The 20,941-nt window shown below is 54.4% G+C and carries 19 protein-coding genes; 8 read left to right on the plus strand and 11 right to left on the minus strand.

Annotation, left to right across the window (positions count from 1 at the left end; genetic code table 11):
* Window positions 1-378: 378 nt before the first annotated feature.
* Window positions 379-1,266, plus strand: coding sequence for a nucleoside hydrolase (locus KTE_RS11565; RefSeq protein ID WP_201381146.1), 888 nt, complete (start codon window positions 379-381; stop codon window positions 1,264-1,266).
* A gap of 71 nt (window positions 1,267-1,337) precedes the next feature.
* Here KTE_RS11565 and KTE_RS11570 read toward each other — a convergent pair whose 3' ends face one another.
* A complete protein-coding gene (locus tag KTE_RS11570; RefSeq protein ID WP_201381147.1) occupies window positions 1,338-2,243 on the minus strand; it encodes a 4-hydroxy-3-methylbut-2-enyl diphosphate reductase in 906 nt (301 codons plus the stop codon).
* Window positions 2,244-2,317: 74 nt separating this feature from the next.
* Complete coding sequence (locus KTE_RS11575; protein WP_201370587.1) at window positions 2,318-2,737, minus strand: hypothetical protein; 420 nt, start codon at window positions 2,735-2,737, stop codon at window positions 2,318-2,320.
* Between the two features lie 677 nt (window positions 2,738-3,414).
* Between KTE_RS11575 and KTE_RS11580 the strand changes: the two genes are divergently transcribed.
* From KTE_RS11580 to KTE_RS11595, 4 genes are all read left to right on the plus strand, one after another.
* On the plus strand, window positions 3,415-3,981 hold the full coding sequence (locus KTE_RS11580) for an RNA polymerase sigma factor (protein WP_201381148.1): 567 nt from the start codon (window positions 3,415-3,417) through the stop codon (window positions 3,979-3,981).
* A gap of 30 nt (window positions 3,982-4,011) precedes the next feature.
* A complete protein-coding gene (locus KTE_RS11585) occupies window positions 4,012-4,866 on the plus strand; it encodes a ubiquinol-cytochrome c reductase iron-sulfur subunit (RefSeq protein ID WP_201381149.1) in 855 nt (284 codons plus the stop codon).
* Window positions 4,863-5,309, plus strand: a complete 447-nt coding sequence (locus KTE_RS11590) for a FixH family protein (RefSeq protein ID WP_201381150.1) — start codon at window positions 4,863-4,865, stop codon at window positions 5,307-5,309. The genes KTE_RS11585 and KTE_RS11590 overlap by 4 nt, the downstream gene beginning before the upstream one ends.
* 137 nt (window positions 5,310-5,446) lie before the next feature.
* Window positions 5,447-6,616, plus strand: coding sequence for an outer membrane lipoprotein carrier protein LolA (locus tag KTE_RS11595; RefSeq protein WP_201381151.1), 1,170 nt, complete (start codon window positions 5,447-5,449; stop codon window positions 6,614-6,616).
* A gap of 54 nt (window positions 6,617-6,670) precedes the next feature.
* Here the strand turns inward: KTE_RS11595 and KTE_RS11600 are convergent, their stop codons facing one another.
* Window positions 6,671-6,994, minus strand: a complete 324-nt coding sequence (locus KTE_RS11600) for a hypothetical protein (RefSeq protein WP_201381154.1) — start codon at window positions 6,992-6,994, stop codon at window positions 6,671-6,673.
* 597 nt (window positions 6,995-7,591) lie between these two features.
* Here KTE_RS11600 and KTE_RS11605 point away from each other — a divergent pair.
* Both KTE_RS11605 and KTE_RS11610 read left to right on the plus strand, forming a co-directional pair.
* Window positions 7,592-8,086 carry a YajQ family cyclic di-GMP-binding protein gene (locus KTE_RS11605; protein WP_201370581.1) on the plus strand — a complete coding sequence of 165 codons (495 nt, stop codon included), beginning with the start codon at window positions 7,592-7,594 and terminating at the stop codon, window positions 8,084-8,086.
* Window positions 8,087-8,699: 613 nt separating this feature from the next.
* Window positions 8,700-12,722, plus strand: a complete 4,023-nt coding sequence (locus tag KTE_RS11610) for a tetratricopeptide repeat protein (protein ID WP_201381156.1) — start codon at window positions 8,700-8,702, stop codon at window positions 12,720-12,722.
* A gap of 58 nt (window positions 12,723-12,780) precedes the next feature.
* Here KTE_RS11610 and hemH read toward each other — a convergent pair whose 3' ends face one another.
* The 8 genes from hemH to KTE_RS11650 form a co-directional block, all read right to left on the minus strand.
* Window positions 12,781-13,713 carry a ferrochelatase gene (gene hemH / locus KTE_RS11615; RefSeq protein ID WP_201381158.1) on the minus strand — a complete coding sequence of 311 codons (933 nt, stop codon included), beginning with the start codon at window positions 13,711-13,713 and terminating at the stop codon, window positions 12,781-12,783.
* A 30-nt stretch (window positions 13,714-13,743) separates the two neighbouring features.
* Complete coding sequence (hemE, locus tag KTE_RS11620) at window positions 13,744-14,817, minus strand: uroporphyrinogen decarboxylase (protein ID WP_201381160.1); 1,074 nt, start codon at window positions 14,815-14,817, stop codon at window positions 13,744-13,746.
* A gap of 20 nt (window positions 14,818-14,837) precedes the next feature.
* On the minus strand, window positions 14,838-15,917 hold the full coding sequence (hemE, locus tag KTE_RS11625) for a uroporphyrinogen decarboxylase (protein WP_201381162.1): 1,080 nt from the start codon (window positions 15,915-15,917) through the stop codon (window positions 14,838-14,840).
* A 235-nt stretch (window positions 15,918-16,152) separates the two neighbouring features.
* Complete coding sequence (locus tag KTE_RS11630) at window positions 16,153-16,656, minus strand: DinB family protein (protein ID WP_201381164.1); 504 nt, start codon at window positions 16,654-16,656, stop codon at window positions 16,153-16,155.
* A gap of 79 nt (window positions 16,657-16,735) precedes the next feature.
* On the minus strand, window positions 16,736-17,755 hold the full coding sequence (locus KTE_RS11635; protein WP_201381166.1) for a ParB/RepB/Spo0J family partition protein: 1,020 nt from the start codon (window positions 17,753-17,755) through the stop codon (window positions 16,736-16,738).
* Window positions 17,748-18,518 carry a ParA family protein gene (locus KTE_RS11640; RefSeq protein ID WP_201370574.1) on the minus strand — a complete coding sequence of 257 codons (771 nt, stop codon included), beginning with the start codon at window positions 18,516-18,518 and terminating at the stop codon, window positions 17,748-17,750. The genes KTE_RS11635 and KTE_RS11640 overlap by 8 nt, the downstream gene beginning before the upstream one ends.
* 255 nt (window positions 18,519-18,773) lie before the next feature.
* Entirely contained in the window at window positions 18,774-19,286 is a 513-nt protein-coding gene (locus KTE_RS11645; RefSeq protein WP_201370573.1) for a hypothetical protein, read from the minus strand.
* Between the two features lie 144 nt (window positions 19,287-19,430).
* Window positions 19,431-19,658 carry an FmdB family zinc ribbon protein gene (locus KTE_RS11650; RefSeq protein ID WP_201381168.1) on the minus strand — a complete coding sequence of 76 codons (228 nt, stop codon included), beginning with the start codon at window positions 19,656-19,658 and terminating at the stop codon, window positions 19,431-19,433.
* A 399-nt stretch (window positions 19,659-20,057) separates the two neighbouring features.
* Between KTE_RS11650 and KTE_RS11655 the strand changes: the two genes are divergently transcribed.
* Window positions 20,058-20,768, plus strand: coding sequence for a GerMN domain-containing protein (locus tag KTE_RS11655; protein WP_201381170.1), 711 nt, complete (start codon window positions 20,058-20,060; stop codon window positions 20,766-20,768).
* The last annotated feature ends 173 nt before the right edge of the window (window positions 20,769-20,941 follow it).

Below are 20,941 nucleotides of genomic sequence, written 5' to 3' on the forward strand. Positions count from 1 at the left end.
GGCAGGTTTCTCTTGTCTCTCTTGTCAAGAAGCATACCCGGAGAATGAATGGTTGAGTATGATACACATCACAATTTGCCTTGAGGTGAGGCATAGGAGAGGAAGTTCACAGATTTTGAGCGAGCCAACACACATTCTCCACTCGCTACGCTAGCCTTCCAGGGGTAAGGGATATAAAGGCGGTGCTGGCCCAGCGAGCCAACACACATTCTCCACAGCCTTCAGGGGTATATGGTGGATGGCTGGCTACGCCAGCCATCCACCATATACCCCTTACCCCTGAGCGCCGCAGGCGCGAAGGGGCAGAAACAGCTTATTTCTACACGGCTATAATAAAGTAGAATATTAACTAGCGATCGAAGGAGGCAGCCAGGTACTATGTCTTCACCTACAACATCCAAGACTCGTGTCATCCTCGATACAGATATTGGCAGCAATATTGATGATGTGGTGTGCCTCGCTTACCTCCTCGCGCAGCCAGCATGTGATCTCCTGGGTATTACCACAGTCACAGGAGAACCGTATCTACGCGCCATGCTCGCCAGTAGTCTCTGCAATGCCGTGGATAAGGATATTCCCATCTATCCCGGGGTTGAGCAACCTTTGATGACACCACTACGACAGGCCCATGCTCCTCAGGCCATGGCACTCGCCAACTGGAAACACGATGTCGACTTTCCTCATGGACAGGCCATCGCCTTTCTCAATCATGCCATTCGCGCCTACCCGGGCGAGGTGATGCTGCTTGGAACCGGGCCATTGACGAATATCGCGCTCCTCTTCGCTACTCAACCCGATATCCCCCAACTCCTCAAGGGCCTTATTCTGGCATGTGGCCAATACACGCTTCCTGGACGTGAATGGAATGTGCTCAATGATCCCTATGCCGCCGCCATTGTTTACCGGGCCAATGTGCCCATTCATCGTAGCGTTGGCTTTGACATCTCCGAACAGATCAGTACGCCTGCCGGGGAGTTCCGTGCGCGTTGCCACCTACCTCACCTACGCCCGGTTCTCGATTTCGCGGAGGTCTGGTTCCAGCATAAGGAAACGATTACGTTTTACAGTCCCCTGGCTGCGGCTACAATTTTTGATGAACAGGTCGCAACCTTCACGCCTGGCACGATTAATATAGAACTCAAAGACGAAGAGCTATTGGGCAAGACCTACTGGCAGCCTGACGGGCAGGAGGCACACCATCAGCTTGCCACAAGTGTGAATACACAACACTTCTTCGAGCACTTCTTTGAGGTCTTTGAAGCATAAAGAGTAATAGGGGATGAGCTGGGTCCTGGTAAGCCGCAGGCTTACCAGGACCCAGCTCATCCCCTATTACTCTAAACGTTGCTTGGTTCTTCGATCTGATCAGGCTGATACTCTTCCAGGAAACGAATCACGGCACGCGTGATCTGGCTAGGTGTCGAGGCACCCGCTGTTACAGCAATCTTATGCTTGCCCTTAAGCAAGCTGAGGTCGAGCTGGGAGAGATCCTCGATACGCACTGCGGGTACGCCGGCTTTCTCCTCAGAGACCTGGACCAGGCGATTGGTATTATTGCTGCGTGGATCACCCACAACCACGGTCAGGTCCGCGCCCCTGGCCTGATCAGCGACCGCTTCCTGGCGCGTCTGGGTCGCGCGACAGATATCGACATAGACCTCAGTCTGAGGATATTTGGTCTTAATATGCTGGATGACGCGATGGGTATCCCAGAGCGAGAGCGTGGTCTGAGTCGAGACGGCCAGCTTCTGTAGCTGCTCCTCGCTCAATGCCAGGGCATCGACATCGGCCTCGGTTTCCACCAGGCTAATATGGCCGGGAACTTCACCTATGACCCCTTCAGGCTCGGGATGGCCCTTCTTGCCGATATAGATCATATAATAGCCCTTGGCGACCAGGTCCTTGACCAGGTCATGTGTCACCGTGACATCAGGGCAGGTCGCGTCGATGCAGTAGAGGCCACGCTCCTGGGCACGCCGCTTCACCTCAGGTGAAACGCCATGCGCGGTAAAGATCGCGGTCCCCTGCTGGATATTCTCCAGAATCGAGAGGCGATCAGGGCCATCAACCGTGATCACGCCCATGCTTGAAAGCTCTTCGATAGCATGACGGTTATGAATAATCTGTCCAATTATATGAATAGGCCGGGGAAGAGAGACATCCTTGGCCGCTTTACGCGCGATATTTAAGGCGTCTACAACACCATAGCAGTAGCCACGAGGCGATATTTTTATAACTTCCATTATTGTCCCTTTACCAAGAGTTCAAGCCGATCAAAACCTTCCATATATAAGACGACTTGAGTGTATCACATGGATCAAGACGCCTTCATTTCGTTTTTAATTATTATTCGGCGCAAATCTTCGGGAGTGTAGAGGCAGACCGCTGGCAATAGTCCAGCCATCTCTTCTACTGAAGGCGTGGGCGAGAGATCAAAGATAAAGAGAGGGCTGCGGCGCCCGGTGCAGGCTGTCGCCAGTTTCGCGGCACTCAACTGAATAGCAGATCCTCCATTATCCAGGGTAGGCACACTGATCAAGAGATCAACGGCAGGGAGGAGAGACACAATATGCAGTGACGTATCTTCCTGATATACCTGTCTCATCTGGGCATCGCGCAAGAGATATGAATAGGGGTTTCGTCGCTCTTCGGGACCAATCAACAACGCGGATCGACCTTGTAACCCCCCCAGGCAAGCCTCAGCAATAGACACCACCTGTGGTGCGATATTAAACATAAAAATGGTGCTCCTCTACCCTGGTTACACAACCAGATCCCCATCTAGAAGATGCAATTATTGGCCAATTAAGGCCCTGTAGATGGAGGTCCTTTAGAAAAATACGTACGTTTATACTATAGCAAACCCGGTCCAACGGCCATCAGGTACCCACCCTATTTGCTGTACATTTTCTACCTAAGTTTAGGAACAAAACCACTATCGTGCTTTCTTCCCTCTGAGTGCCGCAGGCGCGAAACCCTTACCTGTCTGGCAGGTTTGGGAAGAGCATATATACTTACAGTAGAAGTAACACAGGATGTTAGCCAGAAGCACAAGCAATTATAGACCTGTAACCTTAAACGTAGTTATACACGACAACCAGCCATGTGTACTAAACTGGCAAGAAGCTCAAACACGCCTGGCAAGCCCATGCGTCCAACCATACTCCATCTGGATAGACATCATATAAAAACCTACAGATCTACAGTATGGTAGATGCTCGCCAGGTAAGGTAGATACCGCGCACCCTAATCCATACTACCAGCCTGAAGCCAGCCCGATAGAACACTCCCAGGCAAATCTCAAGCACAAAGCAAAGCGCGGACACCAGGAGCAAGCAACCAGGCACGATAGCTCGGACATGCAAGCTCGCCAGCAACGCTCATGGCCTTTTCCAGCAGAACAGGGCATTCGCTATGGACCAGCGAGAAGAGGGTGCATCGCAGCCTGGCGTACGGATTGCGAATGTAGTGCTGCAACATTTTTATGAGGACAATATCGGCTTGATTTACCGGTATATGTACAGTAAGGTAGGCAATCGAGAAGAGGCGGAGGACCTAACCTCACAAACATTTATGAAAGCCGTACATGGGCTGGATCAAGAACGCTCGCCTCAAAGCATGCAGAATTGGCTGTTTCGCATCGCGCAGACCACCCTGGCAGACTACTGGCGTATCCATTATCGCGTTCTTACCAGTTCACTAGAAGCATTGCTAGAGGCGGGCTGGGAAGGACCTATAGATGAGGATGAGGAGACGCAAACACCATCAGCCTCCTCCCTTCAGGCCACAGAGTACGTACGACGCATCTTACAGGCCCTTCCGGACCACTACCGCGATGTACTCATTTACCGTTTCCTCTTAAATCTCTCGATTAAAGAGACAGCCGCAAAGATGGATCTAACTGAAGCCAACGTGAAAGTGCTTCAGTTCCGCGCACTCAGGCGCGCGGCCGAACTTGAAAAAATACTTGTAGAACAGTAGAACAGTAGAACGACATCAGGAACAACGATTATGTCGGACGAGGACCAGGACATTCTTGTAGAATACGCCGAGCTAGAACGCTATATCGAGGCTTTACGCATGGAATGCCCAGCACAGCCACCCCGGCTCCCTCCTGGGCAACTTCCCGTACTACGCATGTATTCATGCTTACGCGCCGCCGCAGCCAAAGATATAACGCCCTGCCCCTTCTTTGTAGAGCGCTTGCAGCAAGAACTCCTCTCATCCCTCACAATCCAAACGAAGCAGTCTGCATCTGATCAAAAAACTTTAGATTTAGACAAGGCCATCTCACCACGGCCCACGCCAACCGCAACCGGCGAAACGCCTCATTTATCTACGTCTCACCCTAAGCGGGGACTCTCACGCCGCTCGCTTCTGACGAATAGCGCGGTGGCTGCAGCCTCTCTTGCCGCAGGAGCCACATTCGGCTCCATACTTACCAGGCAAGCCAGCAATAATCAGCCGCCGCATCAAAAAGGTCAGGGATATGCCACCAAGATTGTCCCCGATAACATCCCCTCACACTGGGAATCCATCGCGCACCTCGACCAACTAAAAGAAGAAGCACTACGCTTCCAAACTGAGGCCTTCGCGGGCTATATTGTGCGCTATGACCAGGACGATGGGCAGGAAGCAGGCAAGATTGTAGCCTTAATAGCGACTTGTTCCCATATGGGATGCCTGCTACAATGGGATAGCGATGGACGTTGCTTCGCCTGCCCCTGTCATGGCGGCCTCTTTAGCAAGTATGGGGACCCTATGCGAGGCCCCGTGCTCTATCTGGCGGCGCTCCCTCGCCTGGAAACTCGCATTCAAGATAACCAGGTGTACGTCAAAGTACCCGGCGCAGGTAAAAAAGCATGAAGCCATACTTACGCAGAAATATGCTGGTTCTCGCCGTGGGAATCGGCTTTCTCCTTCTCGTGGCCTGGTTTGGCGCGTTTGTCAGTAATGTTGAGTCTCAAAAGGCGCCCACCGCCCATGTTCAGAGCAAACAAGTGGGGGCCTACACGATCACGCTCCAGGTCGATCCCAATCCCCCTGTAACGACCCATCCGGCCACCCTCGCGTTTCAGATCGTACGTACAGGCAAGCAGCAACTCGTGACAAACGCGCACCTCTTCGTTAGCGGAGACATGGAGGAGATGAATATGCAGACGACACAGGCCGAGGCACAGCGCCAGAGCAATGGCGTCTATAGCATGCGCCTGCAATTCTCCATGAGTGGGACATGGTTGCTACGCGTGCATCTTGAAGTACCCGGCTCTCCCACGCAAGACACTAGCTTCGAAGTCACCGTCCAGTAGCACAGCGCCCTCTCACCCTGGCATACTCCGCTAACCCGTGCTATATATAATGAGAGAGCATATCTTTGCTGCCATAATGCACGCATCCGTAGAAGGCCGTAGATATATATTAGATATCTATTGGGAGCACACCAATTATGAACCGCCATCGCTCTATACTCAGCCTACCTGCTGTCCTGCTGGTCATGCTAGCCCTGACACTGAGCGCCTGTCAGCCAACCCCTACAGACGCTATGATCCATACAGGAACCTATCCTGGTATACGCAACCTGGCCCTGACTGGTTCGCCGGGACAACAACTGCTTGACCGCATTGCGCAGCGTCTCAATAGCGCGAAAACCCTGCATGGCAGATTCACCCTTACACTTCAGGGACGCGCAGCCACGGGTACAATCAAGCTGGAGCAGTGGAGCGCACAGGGAGGCAAGAGCCGGAATGAGACACTCACCTCAACGCTTCCACAGGCGGTCGCGGGGAGCCTCACGGTGAGTGATGGCAAAAAGATGTGGCAGTATGATCCCTCGCAGAAGGTGGTCTATGTAGGTCCCGCCCAGCAGAGTAGCTCGATTCTGGCTGTTCCTGGTCGCGGCCAGGTTCAGTTGCTGCTCAATACGCTGCTCTCTGTATTTGGCAGCAGTACTGGCACGCTTGTCAGCGATAAAGCCAGCGTCGATGGCAAGGCGGCCTACCAGGTGCATGTGGTGCCCCAGGAGAGTGGTGATCAGGGTGGATCGAATACGGGGAGCTTAAGTTACCAGGGCGAGGTCTACATTGATAAAAGCAGCGAGCAGCCGTTACGCATGGATCTAACGCTCGCCAGCCTGGGGCCGGTGAGCATGCATTTTGATGCCTTCGAGCTGAACGCCCCTGTCGATTCAGGAAAATTTACCTTTGTTGTCCCTGCGGGAGTCAAAGAGGAGGCGCTGCCCACGGCAAGCAGTAGCAATAGCGACCTGCTCTCCCTGGCTCAGGCCCAGAAGAAGGCTGGCTATCGCCTGCTGGCCATCTCGGGAGACCATAGCGAGTACATTTTAAATGGTGTCACGACGCTTGGCACGCCGAAGAATGCCATTTACCTGCTCAACTACATGCAGGGCAGCCAGGTCTTCACCATAGCTGAAGGAGTGCCCCTGGCGAACCTGGAAGGGGCAGCGGGGCAGAGCCTCAATCTTCGATCCACCAACGCGATCTTCGCGCAGATAAATAACCTGGCCAGCCTGGCCTGGACAGAAAAAGGGATTGGCATCCGTGTCACCGGGCACCTCACCCAGGATCAAGCGACAACAATAGCTCGATTACTGATCTAATTCATTCCCAAGGGTGGCCTGGCAGCATTGAGCACTGTCAATCAAGCAGGCGGGCTAATTGTGCTGGCAAGCGGTAATGATTTGTAGCGCCTGCTCACGGGCTTGTAGGCGGGTCAGCGTCACGACCTGGTGAAAGATCGCATGCCGGAGCAGGTTGCAGCGAAACGCGAAGTCGGCGTTGCGCTCACTCTCAGCGACTGTAGCCTCTAGTTTGCGGAGCTTTAACACAAAAAACGCGAGCCGTAACAGCTCAAAGTTGCGCGCCTGCTCCTCAGTGGCCATCTCGCCTCCATGCCAGAACTGCGAAATAGTAATTGAAGAGAGCGCGGAATCACCCTCGTGATGGGGAAGTAACTTAGGTCGTATATACTTCGCCATGATATGGCCCGATTACCTTTCACACTAGGCTTGCGTGTCGCATTCATCATCAACAATCCGCCACTCCTCCCTGAATGGACTCTAGCATTACTCTCCGTTAAACACAAGAGTGTGAAGAAGTAAAGATGCCTCACACATCGGTTAAGGAATCGCTACAATACGAAGCAAGCATTTAAGAGGTCTCACCCCATGAAATCCCGCTTCGCTCTTATCGCATCAGCCAGGATAGAGGTTTACAATAAGTAGAGGCAATCCAGAAAATGCAGAGGCAGAAAGTACTAGTAGCAACTTTTGAAAAAAGTGAGATAGCATTCTTTAGTATGTTGAATGAATTCGAGAAGTGAGAGGGGCCGGGACGTCTCCTCGCCTTTTCGCGCTTTATAGTGCGCTGCCATAATTCACTGAGCTTCATAGTGTCCCACTTGGGGGATAAAGTGGCAATGATCGGCAAAATGGTTTACAATGCCCCTGAAACATGTGTCACACATCGATGTAGAATAAGTGGTGTGGTGCGCGGGCTGTCACCGCGCACCACACCACTTACCCGAAATAACTTGCACACGGGGATAGCTAGCATCAACCGAGGGAGAGGATTTTATGGCGGCAGAATGTTCATTTGATATAGTCTCAGAGTATGATGAGCAGGAGCTCGTAAACGCGATCGACCAGGCACGTCGTGAAGTGCAGACGCGTTTCGATCTCAAAGACACGAAAACTGAGATTACACAGACGAAAGATACCATTGTCATCAACACCGAAAGCACACTCACGCTCAAGGGTGTGCGCGATATCCTCGAGTCAAAGGCGGTCCGTCGCGGCCTATCATTGAAGATCTTCAAGCCGGGTAAAGAGGAAGACGCGGCCTCGGGACGAGTACGCCAGGTTATTGAACTGCAACAGGGAATTGCGCAAGATCTCGCGAAAAGTATTACCAAAACCATTCGCGATAAATATCCCAAGGTCAAGCCACAGATTCAGGGCGAGGCTATTCGCGTTTCAGCCAAGAGCCGCGATGAGCTCCAGGCTGTCATTGCACTCCTGAAAGAGAAAGATCTTCCCGTTCCCCTCCAGTTCATAAATTACCGCAGCTAACTGGTAAATTTACCAGGTTCATAAGCGAGACAGCCTGTAGGGTCCATGCTGGCATGGACTCAGAGCGGAGCGACATTCCAGGTGCAGGAGAGTCCATGCCAGCGTGGGCCCTACACTTTTCAGGAAGTCCCAGAAGCATGCCAACCGTCGAGGCAACCATGCAAAAGAGAGACACAAGCAACGTTTACTTCAATGAGCCAGGGAGGAGTGGCGTCTACAACAGAGGCTTTCCTCCTCCCAGGTACGCGGTAAGTAAGAAGGCTTCGCGTCTCTAGCCAGGGGATAGGCAAACACGAGAGAGTTGTCGGAGGCATAGTCTCCTACCACATGGTAGAGCGCCGATATCTAAACGCGCTCTGATCCCCCTATAAGATGGTGTAGAACCACCTACAGAGTCATTTTGGCCTTGTGAAGCATTCAAGCGAACGCACGTTTTCTTCCCTGGTTCTGTCTCAAGTACTTTAGTACCAAAACAAGTGTCCAGGTGGGATATTTGTAGTACGCTAACTTCTGACTAGGCTAAGCTAGACTCATTGAATCGCCTTCCTAGCCTCAGAGATGCATGCGCGATAGCCATTGATATGTAGTTCTCTCGATTGAGAAAGTTGATTTTATGCCTGGGAACCGACAAGTCTTTAGTACAGCCGTCAATGCTGCCGACCGCTATCGCTGGGATAGCCAGTGGGAGACAGCATTATATGAATATCAGCAGGCGCTCAAAGAGTTCCCAGAAGATGTGACCGCGCGTAGTGGGGCGGGTTTCTGTTATATGCAGATGAAGCAGTGGCAAAAGGCACTCGAAGAATACGCCTTCGCGCTCCAGCGCGATCCAAGCAATGTCATTGCATTAAGCAAGACCGCGGAACTCTATGGCATACTCAATAGACGCCAGGATGCGTATCAAGCTTATTTACACCTGGCAGATCTCTATTCTCAAGCTGGCCAGGGCGCGCGCGCCGAAGCAGCCTGGCAAAAAGCGGTTCAGCTTTCTCCCAGAAGTCCCGAGCCTCACGAGCGCCTGGCAAGCTACTACTTTGAAAAAAAAGATATCGCGGCCATGCTTCAGCAACGCCTGGCTGCCGCGCAAGGCTATATAGAGCAGCAGGATCTGGCTGCCGCACGTACACAATGCGAAGAAGTCTTAAGAGCCGATGGGTCGAACCTTCAAGCGAAGCAGCTACTGGCCCAGATTACAAATACCATGACAAATATCATGAATGGACCGCCAGCGGCAGCAGGTCCCCCGGGGAACCAGGTCTTTCCAGAGACCCAGGCCGCTTCCCCCGGCTCTGCACAGACACAGCAAGCAGCACAAAAAGCTAAAACACCTTTTTCCGATAATTTTCTAGCCGATACTGTTTCATCGGATAATATCAGCGGAGGTAACACTGGCATCATGGGTAACATGGGTAGCATGGGCAACTTCGGTGGGGTGGGTCCAGACTCATCCCAGGTACTCAATAGACCTGTAGGCGCGCCTCGCAATCGTATTACAGCTAACCAGGTCACAGAGGTCTTGAAGCAGGCCCAGATTTTTCAAGACCAGGGTCGTTTCAATGATGCTATCGACCTCTGTGAGCAGATTCTGGAGAGCGGCTTCGATAGGCCAGACGCCCGCTATTTTCTTGGCTGGCTTTATCAAGAGCAACAGCGGTGGGATGACGCAATCAACCAGTTCCAGTTGCTCCTTAACGATCCAGATTATGCGCTCTCTTGCTATTACGCACTCGGTCAGTGTTACCGTGCGCGTGGCGATTTGCGTACAGCCACCATCCACTTTGACGAGGCAGTCGACCGCGTCAACCTCGATGCACTAACCGTTGAGGAGTCTGACCAGCTGGTTCAGCTCTGTCAAGAGGCAGCAGAAGCCCACCGTTTGCTGGGCGAGCAAGAACAGGCCATGACGGTCTATAACGCCTTGCTGGGTTTCTTACGCAGCCGGGGCTGGAACGACAAGGTCGCGCAGGTGGAGTTCATGCTCCAACAGGCCCAGAACGCGCCTTTGCCAACGCGGCCGGTCACGCCGCCACCCGCGCAACAGGCACCACAGCAGCAACATGTACAGACCATCTCTGAAGCCTCGACGATGATGTTTAATACCGCGAATATCAATAACGCGCTTAACACACCGCAGGCCCCTCAGGCACCCCAACAGCCACAGGCTCCGCAGCCCGCGCCTCAGCCTCAAGGTCAGAGCGTGGTCGGCGAGCTTCCCGACTGGCTGACTGGTATCATTGGCGAGAACGAGCAGCCACCACAGCTGGCATCACAGCCGCTGCCACAGCAGCCGGTCGCACAAGCGCCAACCTCGACATCCTGGCTCACAGATGATCCTAAGCCGGCTCCCGCGGCTGACAACCTGGCCCAGCCTCAGCAGCAGCCCGCGTCACAACCGCTGGCCCAACTACAACAACAGCAGCCTGCGTCGCAGCCGCTGGCACCCAGCCATGTTCAGCCCTCAGCCGCTGAACAATTGGCCGCGCTCCAGCAGGAACTATCGGCACCCATTCAGCCAGTGGCGCCGATTCCTGCTCCGGCATCGGCCTCACAGCCAATGCAAGCGGTTCCACCTGTCCAGCAGCCTGCCGCGCCCGCTATCCCTACCGCGCAACAGATGCTACAGGCGCTGGGAACGCCTCCGCTGACCACCAGTGGAGCACCCGTTCCTCCCGAGCAGATGAACCTGATGCTACCCGGCAGCACTCCCTCACAGGAGTATCGCGCCGTCACACCCGAGCGCAAGCAGTCAACCGAAGAGTTGCTGAGCCAGATGGCGGGAAACCAGGGCAATATGCAGGCAGCCGAGGCGGTTCTTGCCAGCACGGCCACGCTTCCCGAGAGCGTACGCTCGCAGGTTGTGCGCTCCATGCGCGATATCCAAAACTACATCAACCACGGCTTACTAACGCCCGCGACTGAGGAGTGCCTGAAGGTCATCGATATGGCTCCCCAGTACCTGGACGTTCACCAGGTGCTCTGTGAGATCTACGTTCGCCAGAACAAAATTGAGCAGGCCATTACCAAGTATGCCATCCTGGTCGATACCTACATCGTAAACGGGCGCATTGAGGATGCTATCGCGACCTATCGCCGCATCCTCCAGCTTGAGCCAAATAACCTGACCTATCGCATGCGCCTGATCAATCTGCTCTCCTCTCAGGGCAATAAAGAGGATCTCTTGCGTGAGCGCACCCTTGCCGCGGAATCTTACCTGCGCCTGGGCTATATGGATCGTGCGCTGACCGAGCTTGAGCAGGCCCTCCAGGAGAGCCCAACCAGCGTACCAACGCGCCTCAACTACGCCCTGGCCCTACAAAAGCTAGGCCGTAGTCAGCAGGCGGTAGCGGAGTACCAGCGCGTCCTCCAGGTTGATCCACGCAATATCACGGCCCTGGTGCGCTGGCATATCGCCCAGGTCACCAATATTGGTGCCATCCGCGCCAACACGCTTGAGGTGCTCAATCGCATTCGCTGGCAGTTGCGCGGCGAGGGGCAGAAGCATGCGGACACGGTTATCCGCGAGTACACACAGACAGCCGATATCTATCCCAACAACGCCGATGTACATTACTCTCTCGGCCAGGTCTACCAGCAGTGCGGAAACTTTGACCAGGCGCTCGACTCCTATGCACTGGCTAGCCGCGATAGCGCGGTAGAGGTGCTGGCACGCGTTGGTAGCGCTCACTGCTATCTGCGCCAGGGCAAGCCAGAGGCGGCTATTCAGCAGTTTGAGCAGGCGCTACAAGCTGTGCGTCGTGCTCCTGCCTTGCTAGATCCCACCACATGGGCCGCACGCCCACGCGAAGAGGGTGAAGAGCACAAGGCACCCGAGGTCGAAATCTCGCTCTTGCTGGCCCAGGCCTACAGACGTAGTGGGCGCCAGGATCAGGCCGAGAATATCATGCGCCAGGTCAAGCAAGTGCGCGCTGGCAACGACGAGGTCGCTTCAACTCTGGCGGAGATCTCGGCACGCCGCCCAGATCCTTCGACCGCCGTTCGTGAGTATATGGATCTCGTTCGCCACTACCGCCAGAGTCGTCAGATCGACAATGCGCTCAAGGTGCTCAACGAACTAGTCCACCTCGCCCCCCAGGAGCCACAGGCCCACGAAGAATTGGCCGACATCTACATCAATCGTGGCCTGCTCGACGAGGGTATAGCGGAATTGCGCCTGCTAGTTGATGCTAACCTGCGCCGCAATAACACCACCGAGGCCGCAGCGACACTTCAGCGCATCGGCAATATCTATGACGAGACGGGTGATAGCGAGGAGGCCCTGGCTGCCTTCTGCCGCGCCGCGGAGCTGGACCCCAACTCGATGGATCTGCTGCGTGAGGTGGTTGGCTTCTGCTTCCGCGTCGGGCATCCTCAGGAAGCGGCCAGGTACCAGGCTGGTATCGCTCGCCACTACTTCGAGACCCAGCAGGTCAAAGAGGCTGTGGCCGCGCTACAGCAGTTGATTACGATTGATCGCAATAACTTCGACGCCTACGATATGCTTGGTCAGACCTACCAGGCCGTTGGCGAGTATGAACAGGCCAGCCGCGTTTACCGCAACCTGGCCAAGATCAATCCCGGCAGCTCAATCGCTCGCGAGCGCCTGGCAACCCTCCAGGAACTTCGCGCAGGTTTATAGTCACAAACACAAAGAAGCGGTGGCGTCGGCGACGCCACCGCTTCTTTGTGTTTGTGACTTATAATGTTTCGCGTACCACCTGGGCCAGGGCTTTGATAAAGAGTGGCGAGGTGTTGAGCGACTCGATGCGCGCGAAGTGGATGTTATGCTCCTCAGCCTGCTCACGTGCACCCACCTCGATATCATACAGGATCTCCAGGTGATCGGCCAGGAACTGCACCGGCGCGATCAGCACATGCTTGCGACCAGCCGCCTCCAGTTCGGGCATGATGTCGGCAAAATCGGGCTTGAGCCACTCCTCGGGGGTATGGCCCGCGCTCTGATAGCAGAACATCCAACGATCATCGGCCAGGCCAACCTCTTTCGCGACCGCGGCGGCGGTCTCCTTGAGGTTGTTGATGTAGTCTGGCTCATTCTCGATGACGCGCTTCGGCATGCTATGGGCTGTCAGTAGCACTGGCACCTGGTCACGCTCCTCGGGCGCGAACTTTTCTTCGAGGGCCTGGCGTACACGCTCGGCAAGCGCCTGGATAAATAGGGGCTGCAAGTGCCAATCGCCAGCTACGCGCACTGGCATCTCTGGTCGACCAAGCTGGGCCGCGGCCTCGTTGATAGTACGCACATAGCCACCCATAATAATGGGCGAGAACTGGGGCGACATCACGATGCCAACAAGTTCGTCGGCGTTGCTGGCAACCTCGGGCAGAACCTCGGAGATAAATGGACGGGAGAAGCGCATTCCGGCATCCACACGATAGTGCGTATCGCCGCCATCCTTATTCAGCTCCCCTTGCAGGGCCGCGGCCTGCTCACGCGTGATGCGCACCAGTGGCGAGCCACCAATCAAATCATAGCGGCGGCGAAACTCCACCACCAGGTCCGGCTCAGGCTCGCGTCCACCACGCACATTGCGCATATATTCAGGCACCTCATCGAGCGTCGATGGGGAGCCATAGGTCATCAATAGAACGCCAATATGTTTCTCTGCCATGATCTCTATCCTTTATCTTTCTCTCTATCTTTACCTCTGGGTTTGTTCGTGGACTGCTTCTACCAGGCGGCGCAACAAGTCAGCTTGCGAGCCGATGGGCATGGCGTGCCCAAAGTTGAAGATGTGCCCTGGGCGATTCGCCGCGCGGCGTAGGACATCACGCATATTCTCTTCAATGACAGGCCAGGAGGTTAACATCAACGCGGGATCGAGATTTCCTTGAATGCCGCACTCATAGCCGATCCGCTCCCAGGCGGTATCCAGGTCCATACGCCAGTCAATGCTCATTACATCGCCACCCGCCTCAGTCATAACATTGAGCAAGGATGCCGTGCCTGTACCAAAGTGAATGGCGGGCGCGCCAGTCGCTTTGACGGCCTGGAAGACACGCTGCGTATAAGGCAGGACAAAGGTGCGGTACACACTGGGGCTAAGCGAGCCAACCCAGCTATCAAAGACCTGCACCACATTCGCGCCTGCCTGCACCTGCGCCACGAGGTAGTCGGCAATCACCGTGGAGATCTTCTCCATCAGCGCGTGCCATAGATCGGGGCGGCTATACATCATGGCCTTGGCGTGGCGGTAATCACGCGAGGGGCGTCCCTCGATCAGGTAGCACGCCAGGGTAAAGGGGGCGCCCGCGATACCAATCACCGCCTGTTTGCCTTCAAGCTCACGACGAATCAGGCGAATCCCATTCATGACGAAGGGCGTCACCTCGTCTCGGGCAGGCGTACGCAAGGCCTCGACGGCCTGTATATCGCGGATAGGATGGTGAATGATGGGGCCAACCTCCGGCTCCAGGTGCAGCGCAACGCCCATCTCTTCGATAGGTAGCATGATGTCCGCGAAGAGTACGGCGGCATCCACACCCAGCTCCTGGACGGGGAAGAGCGCGACCTGTGAGCTTAGTTCGGGCGTTTTGGCGATGGTGAGGACATCGTATTTCTCCAGCATCTTGCGGTACGCGCCAAAGGTGCTGCCAGCCTGGCGCATAAACCAGACCGGCGTCGCATCGGGCTGGCGGCGCTCACAGGCGGCCATAAAGCGTGCCAGACCAGTATGCTCTGACACGGTTGAGGGGTTCTTCTTCTCTGCTGACATAATAGCTCTGCTCCTCCCTACTACCTCTGCGTCTCGGCGTGAACGGCCTCGACCAGCTGGCGCAATAGATCTGGATTGGTGGGAGGCAATACGCCATGCCCCAGGTTAAAGATGTGCCCCGGGCGATTGGCTGCGCGTTTCAAGACATCGCGCATGGCACTCTCAATCACCGGCCACTCGGTTAGAAGCAGGATGGGGTCCAGATTTCCCTGTACGCCGTGCTCAAAGCCAACGCGCTCCCAACCTTCATCAAGCTCCACATGCGAATCCAGGCCAATAATGTCTCCGCCCGCCGCAGTCATCGACTCCAGCAAGGCGCTTGTGCCAGTACCAAAGTGGATCGCGGGGATACCTGTCTGCTTGACAGTGTCAAAGATGCGGCGTACATACGGCTGTACATAGCGCTCGTAGACGCTGGGGCTAAGCGCGCCAACCCAGCTATCGAAGAGTTGTACGGCATCGACGCCCGCCTGCACCTGCTCACCAAGATAGCTCTGGGTGACCGTTGTTAATTTCTCCATCAGCGCGTGCCACAACTCAGGCTGGCTATACATCATGGCCTTGGCATTACGATAATCGCGCGAGGGGCGTCCCTCGATCAGGTAACACGCCAGGGTAAAGGGGGCACCCGCGAAACCGATCACCGCCTGCTTCCCCTCAACCTCGCGGCGCACCATCTGGATCGCCTGCATCATATAGGGCGCGATCTCTGGTCCATTTGGGATGCGAATATTTTCAACATCCTGCTGATTGCGAATAGGGTGGTGAATGAGCGGTCCAACTTCGTGGCGGATCTCAAATGAGACGCCCATCGCCTCAAGTGGCGTCAAAATATCAGAATAGATAATCGCCGCATCCACGCCAAAGGTTTTGACCGGCATCAAGGTGACTTCCGTGCTCAACTCAGGGGTCTTGACCATTGTGAGCATATCATATTTCTGGCGTAGGGCGCGATATTCCGCGAGACAACGCCCCGCCTGGCGCATAAACCAGACCGGCGTCGCGTCGGGTTGACGATGATAACACGCGTCCAGAAAACGCGCCACGCCCGTGTGAGGAGGGGGCGTCTTCGCGGTAGAAGTAGCTGTATAGTGCTGCATTGCTTCCATTAATCCTTGTATCGATCAGCCCGGTGGGCCTGATTCTGCATCTTCTATTGCAGGGCCTGATGCCCTCTGCGAAATCTCTTCATATCATAGCGTGCTTTGCGTGTCCTGACAAGGATAAACCTACCAAAACCTGTTTGAGAATTACGTTTTTGTAGAGATTTTAATAGATTGATAATGTGATGCGCGTTGGCAGCCTCCGGCTGCCAACGCGCATCACATTATCAATCTAAATTTCGTGGGGATACTGTTCGCGGGTGAGTTTTATGCGTGCCAGGTGCTGAGCATGGCGCTGGTCATGCTCAACCAGGAGTTGAACGAGCTGGGGAAAGTTGAGCTGGCCCTCGCGAGGGTGGCGATATACTCGCTCCCAGCCTGAAGGGGGAAGCTCCGCGAGGAACTGAAAGAGTTCTTCGCGACGCGCGGCCATACCAGCCATGATCGCTTCGAGGGTCGCTGGTAGCTCAGTATTTGCTCCAACCTGGGCTGGCCCCTCGATTTCAGCGAAGGAGAGAAGCGGGTTCTCCTCGCTCTGCACACGTTGCATCTGCTCCAGCGTTTCACCATCCGTTACATACAGGTGATAGGCGACCTGGATAGGAGACCACTCAACCTTACCGGGCGAGAGGGCCAGTTCCTCGCGACTAAACTTTGCCAGTTGCCCGAGAAAAGCGATGCGCGCGGCAACTAACTGGCCGCGAAACGCCTCAAATAGATTCTGCTCATCTTCCACTATCTTCACCCCTCTAACAACTTAGAGCAGTGGTTGTATGCGTGCGGGCAGCCGTAGGCTGCCCGCACGCATACAACCACTACTCTGCATCTTCTTTCTTGACCAGGCGCGAATAGAGGCCCTCCAACTCATCCTGATCGTTAAAATGGAGCACAAGTGTGCCTTTGCCTTTGGCATTACACTTAAGATCCACTTTGACCATCAGGGAATCGCGGAACTGCGATTCGAGCGACTCCAGTTCAGGTGTGCGACCCGATGTCGTCGTAATCTTCTTCACTGCGGCTTCGATATCTTGCGAGGCTTTGATGCGCGAAGCCAGCTCTTCGGTCTGGCGCACATTCAGGTGGAGCGCGATTACCTGGTTCATCGCGGTCACCTGGTCTTCCTCGCGCGTAATACCTGCCAGGGCGCGAGCATGGCCTTCTGTGAAGATATCTGGCTGATTGACCAGGGCCTCACGCAACTTGGGTGCCAGTTGCAGTAAACGCAAGGAGTTTGTGATCGTGGAGCGATCCTTCCCCACCTGGCGCGCCACCTGTTCTTGTGTCAGGCCAAAGGTCTGGACCAGCTCTTGATACGCCATCGCCTCTTCAATTGGATTGAGATCGGCGCGCTGGATATTTTCAATGAGGGCCAGTTCCAGCATTTGCTGCGGCGTTACCTCTTTGACGACGACGGGTACCTGCTTCAGGCCCGCCATCTTGGAGGCGCGCCAGCGACGCTCACCCGCGATGATCTGATAGCGCACGATCGCCTCATCGTTCGAGACAACCGCTGAAGTGGACTCGCCCGGCTCACCAAACCAGCTATCGCCCGTATCGGCGCGCTTTTCAACCTGGTCCAGGCGTGCCACGACAATGGGTTGTAAGAGTCCATGCTCTTTAATGGAGGCACTCAGTTCGAGGAGTTTGGGATCATCATCGCGGAACACTTTACGAGGCTGCCGTGGATTGGGGATAATGCTTTCCAGAGAGAGCAGGGGCAAAGCGCCAACATCGGCATTCGCGGCTGGTGCCTGCTGTTGGGGCCCCATCACATCGGATGCGCCCGAGATCAGGGCATCCAGGCCGCGCCCCAGACCAAAACGTTGTTTAGCCACGAGCCATTACCTCCTCAGCGAGCGCACGATAAGCCAGCGCACCCGGAGACGTCGGATCGTAGTCCAGAATTGGCTGACCGAAGCTGGGAGCTTCACTCAAGCGGACATTGCGATTAATGATCGTTTGAAACGCCTCTTTGGGAAAGTGATTGCGTACCTCGCGCACGATGTCACCGGCCAGGCGGGTACGTGGGTCAAACATGGTCAGCACCACCCCGGCAATAAAGAGCGATGGGTTCAACTTATTTTTGACAATATTCACGGTGTTGAGCAATTGGGTAAGGCCTTCGAGCGCCAGGTACTCACATTGGATGGGAATCAAAATACCATCAGAGGCCACCAGGGCATTAATTGTCAGCAGACCAAGGGAGGGTGGGCAATCAATAATGATATAATCGCAGCGATCACGAATGGGCTGGATGGCGTCGCGCAAGCGATGCTCGCGCGCCAGCGCACCTACCAGTTCCACCTCGGCCGCGGCCAGATCGACCGTGCAGGGGGCAACTACTAATTCGCGTCGATCAGAAGGCACGATAACATCAAAAATAGTGATTGACTCATCCTCCTGCACCAGCAGGTCATAGAGCGTATGTTGGCGTTTGCGATCCGTGACGCCAATCCCGCTGGTGGTATTGGCCTGAGGATCCATATCTAAGAGCAGCACCTTCCGGCCAGCGGCTGCCAGGTACGTGGCAAGATTAATCGCAGTTGTCGTCTTGCCCACGCCCCCTTTTTGGTTCGTGATTGCGTACACTTTTGACACGGATTACTTACCGTACCTTTCATCTCGCCATGCCAACGGAGACAAGCTAAGCATAACAGTTCAGAAACATTGTAACAAATGGGCCTGTCATAAGCAAGAATTCTGCCTTCTGTACTTTCTCACGCACGATATAGGCAGGCAACAGGAGTCGTTTGAAGACTAAGAAGATTAACAAAAAAGCGTTTGCCGCATCTTATGCAGAACAATATACAGCATCAACGAAAGGCGGAAGACAAGGTAGCGTGATATACGTTCCTAGAGGGTGACACGATTGCCGCCCGCGGGCATAGTAAAGCGCAGGAAGCCACCTCCAGCCAGGCGAGTGCAAATAACAGCAATGGTATAGAAGGCTAATAAGGTGAGGGCAGTCTTCACTTCAGCCAGGGCAAAAGCACCAGGGGTCAGGTGATTTGGACCGCCTTGCAGCATACGCAGCAACGCAGGTCCCTGTTGGATGCCCCCAAAGGGATTAACCGCCAGGCCAAGCCCAAGCGAGATCACCAGATCAATCCCCAGGCACCAGGCAGCCATCAGAGGTCCCAGGAACACAAAGCGCTTGCTCAAGCGCTCACGCCTGGTAGAGGTCATGCGGCGAGCCGCCCAGATAGGCGGAACTACGTACTCTAAAAACATAAAGAACATAGGGGCCGCGACATAGGTCCAGTCTGGAAAGACAAGGGGGCTAATGAGCGCGCAAAGACGACCAAGAGTAAAGAGAATAATTCCTTCGATGAGACCACGCCGATAACTTACTTTGTTAAACAACATATGCCATAAACCTGTCTATAGATGCCTCGCGCGACCAGAAGAGCCAGTCCATGAGAGATCCTGCTACCAGGCGCCCCCCAGGCCGCTACCAGGACATACTGCCAAGTTCGCTATACATAGGAAATGTCTACTGCGCCAAAATACTTAATGACACCCACAGCTACCACCACCACACCCACAGCCACCCATAGAGGGAGAATAGTCGTCTCCACCATCTTCCGCCCCACCACGCTGGGCAGCAAATACAGAAAGAAGGCGACGCACCTTTTCGCTATGACACTTCATACACACGACATCATCCGCGTGCTTATAGCTGACCAGCAACTCAAATTTGTTCTTGCAGTCTGGGCAGTAATATTCGTACAACGGCATGTAGAAAACACCTCCATGAAATATGGGGAAGACATTTTGATCCAAGAATATTGTAGTGCCTGCTCTACCCATCGTCAAGTGCGCGAGCATGGGATTATGCAGCAAAATCAGGCGTTCAAACCATCTCTGAATGTGATGAAGTTCTCTGCCAAATTGTGAAACACCTCATAACAAAATGCTACAATTCGCACTATCATACCTCCAGAAGTACCATTTACTCTTTGGCTGGCGTGTAAAATGAGACATGGAGATCCGCTTCTCGTAGAAAAGCACTCTTAAAAGAAGTACTGTTAGTTAACATGCATACTATATTCTCTATGTTATGTTTCCTTTGAAGCTTGAAACACTTTTCTCGTGTTAAAATTACAGTTAAACGCTGAACAAAAAGGAGTGCCCAACATGAGTGGTAAATCGCAACGACGCCTTGTATCCACTAACTCTATGTGCTCTTCGCATCTCTTCACAATACTCACGCTTAGTCTGCTCTTCATACTCGCAGCCTTTATTACCGCCTGCGCTAGCGATAGCGGCACCGGTCGCAACATCGCCAGCCAGACCAGCACAACGAGTACCGCTACCCCAGCCAGTAGCTCTACAGGCTCCACCAATGGCAATGACAATACTGCCAATAATGGTGGTCAGCAACCCACCAATACGGGAACCAGCCAGCCAGGCAAGGAATATCATGTCAAGGTCTACTTCTCGAAGCATGGCCAGGATAGCATGACCCTGGTCTATCCCGTTAACCGGACCACTACAAGCCAGGCCGTTGCCACCGCCTCCCTGCAGTACCTGATCGCGGGTCCCAACGCCAGCGAGCAGGCACAGGGATACTATACCGAGCTAACCTCTATGCTCAAGGGCGCCTCCACGTGTGGAGCGGATTTCACTATTAAGCTCAACACCAAAGGCAGTACCCCCGAAACAGGAACCGCCACCGTTCAGTTCTGCCGGGATCTCAGTTCGGCGGGAATCGGCATGGATGCGCGTGTGCAGTCACAGATCAATGCCACGCTGAAACAATTTCCCACGATCAGTAAAGTGATCATTCTCACGCGCAGTGGAAATTGCTTTGGTGATGAGAGTGGCGCGAATATGTGCCTCCGCTAGCTCTCACTGGGGATATGAGGAACAGGTGTGTGGCATGGGCGAATGCCTATGCCACACACCTGTTCCTCATATCTTTGAGCGCCGCAGGCGCGAAAAGTAAATGTACCATTCACATGCCAAAGATAGTACAATAGAGAGACACAAACGCGCGATTTTCCCATCTCCCCAAAGAC

This window comes from Ktedonobacter sp. SOSP1-85, assembly GCF_016587415.1.
In the GTDB taxonomy this organism is placed as follows: domain Bacteria; phylum Chloroflexota; class Ktedonobacteria; order Ktedonobacterales; family Ktedonobacteraceae; genus Ktedonobacter.

What these genes read in the sequence shown, in the direction of transcription:
- KTE_RS11590 (WP_201381150.1), top strand. Translation starts at nt 4,863, where the DNA reads ATGAAGCCATACTTACGCAGAAATATGCTGGTTCTCGCCGTGGGAATC.
- KTE_RS11605 (WP_201370581.1), top strand. Translation starts at nt 7,592, where the DNA reads ATGGCGGCAGAATGTTCATTTGATATAGTCTCAGAGTATGATGAGCAG.
- KTE_RS11580 (WP_201381148.1), top strand. Translation starts at nt 3,415, where the DNA reads ATGGACCAGCGAGAAGAGGGTGCATCGCAGCCTGGCGTACGGATTGCG.
- hemH (WP_201381158.1), bottom strand. Translation starts at nt 13,713, where the DNA reads ATGGCAGAGAAACATATTGGCGTTCTATTGATGACCTATGGCTCCCCA.
- KTE_RS11650 (WP_201381168.1), bottom strand. Translation starts at nt 19,658, where the DNA reads ATGCCGTTGTACGAATATTACTGCCCAGACTGCAAGAACAAATTTGAG.
- KTE_RS11655 (WP_201381170.1), top strand. Translation starts at nt 20,058, where the DNA reads ATGAGTGGTAAATCGCAACGACGCCTTGTATCCACTAACTCTATGTGC.
- KTE_RS11645 (WP_201370573.1), bottom strand. Translation starts at nt 19,286, where the DNA reads ATGTTGTTTAACAAAGTAAGTTATCGGCGTGGTCTCATCGAAGGAATT.
- KTE_RS11610 (WP_201381156.1), top strand. Translation starts at nt 8,700, where the DNA reads ATGCCTGGGAACCGACAAGTCTTTAGTACAGCCGTCAATGCTGCCGAC.
- KTE_RS11585 (WP_201381149.1), top strand. Translation starts at nt 4,012, where the DNA reads ATGTCGGACGAGGACCAGGACATTCTTGTAGAATACGCCGAGCTAGAA.
- KTE_RS11575 (WP_201370587.1), bottom strand. Translation starts at nt 2,737, where the DNA reads ATGTTTAATATCGCACCACAGGTGGTGTCTATTGCTGAGGCTTGCCTG.
- hemE (WP_201381162.1), bottom strand. Translation starts at nt 15,917, where the DNA reads ATGCAGCACTATACAGCTACTTCTACCGCGAAGACGCCCCCTCCTCAC.
- KTE_RS11565 (WP_201381146.1), top strand. Translation starts at nt 379, where the DNA reads ATGTCTTCACCTACAACATCCAAGACTCGTGTCATCCTCGATACAGAT.
- KTE_RS11570 (WP_201381147.1), bottom strand. Translation starts at nt 2,243, where the DNA reads ATGGAAGTTATAAAAATATCGCCTCGTGGCTACTGCTATGGTGTTGTA.
- KTE_RS11595 (WP_201381151.1), top strand. Translation starts at nt 5,447, where the DNA reads ATGAACCGCCATCGCTCTATACTCAGCCTACCTGCTGTCCTGCTGGTC.
- hemE (WP_201381160.1), bottom strand. Translation starts at nt 14,817, where the DNA reads ATGTCAGCAGAGAAGAAGAACCCCTCAACCGTGTCAGAGCATACTGGT.
- KTE_RS11600 (WP_201381154.1), bottom strand. Translation starts at nt 6,994, where the DNA reads ATGGCGAAGTATATACGACCTAAGTTACTTCCCCATCACGAGGGTGAT.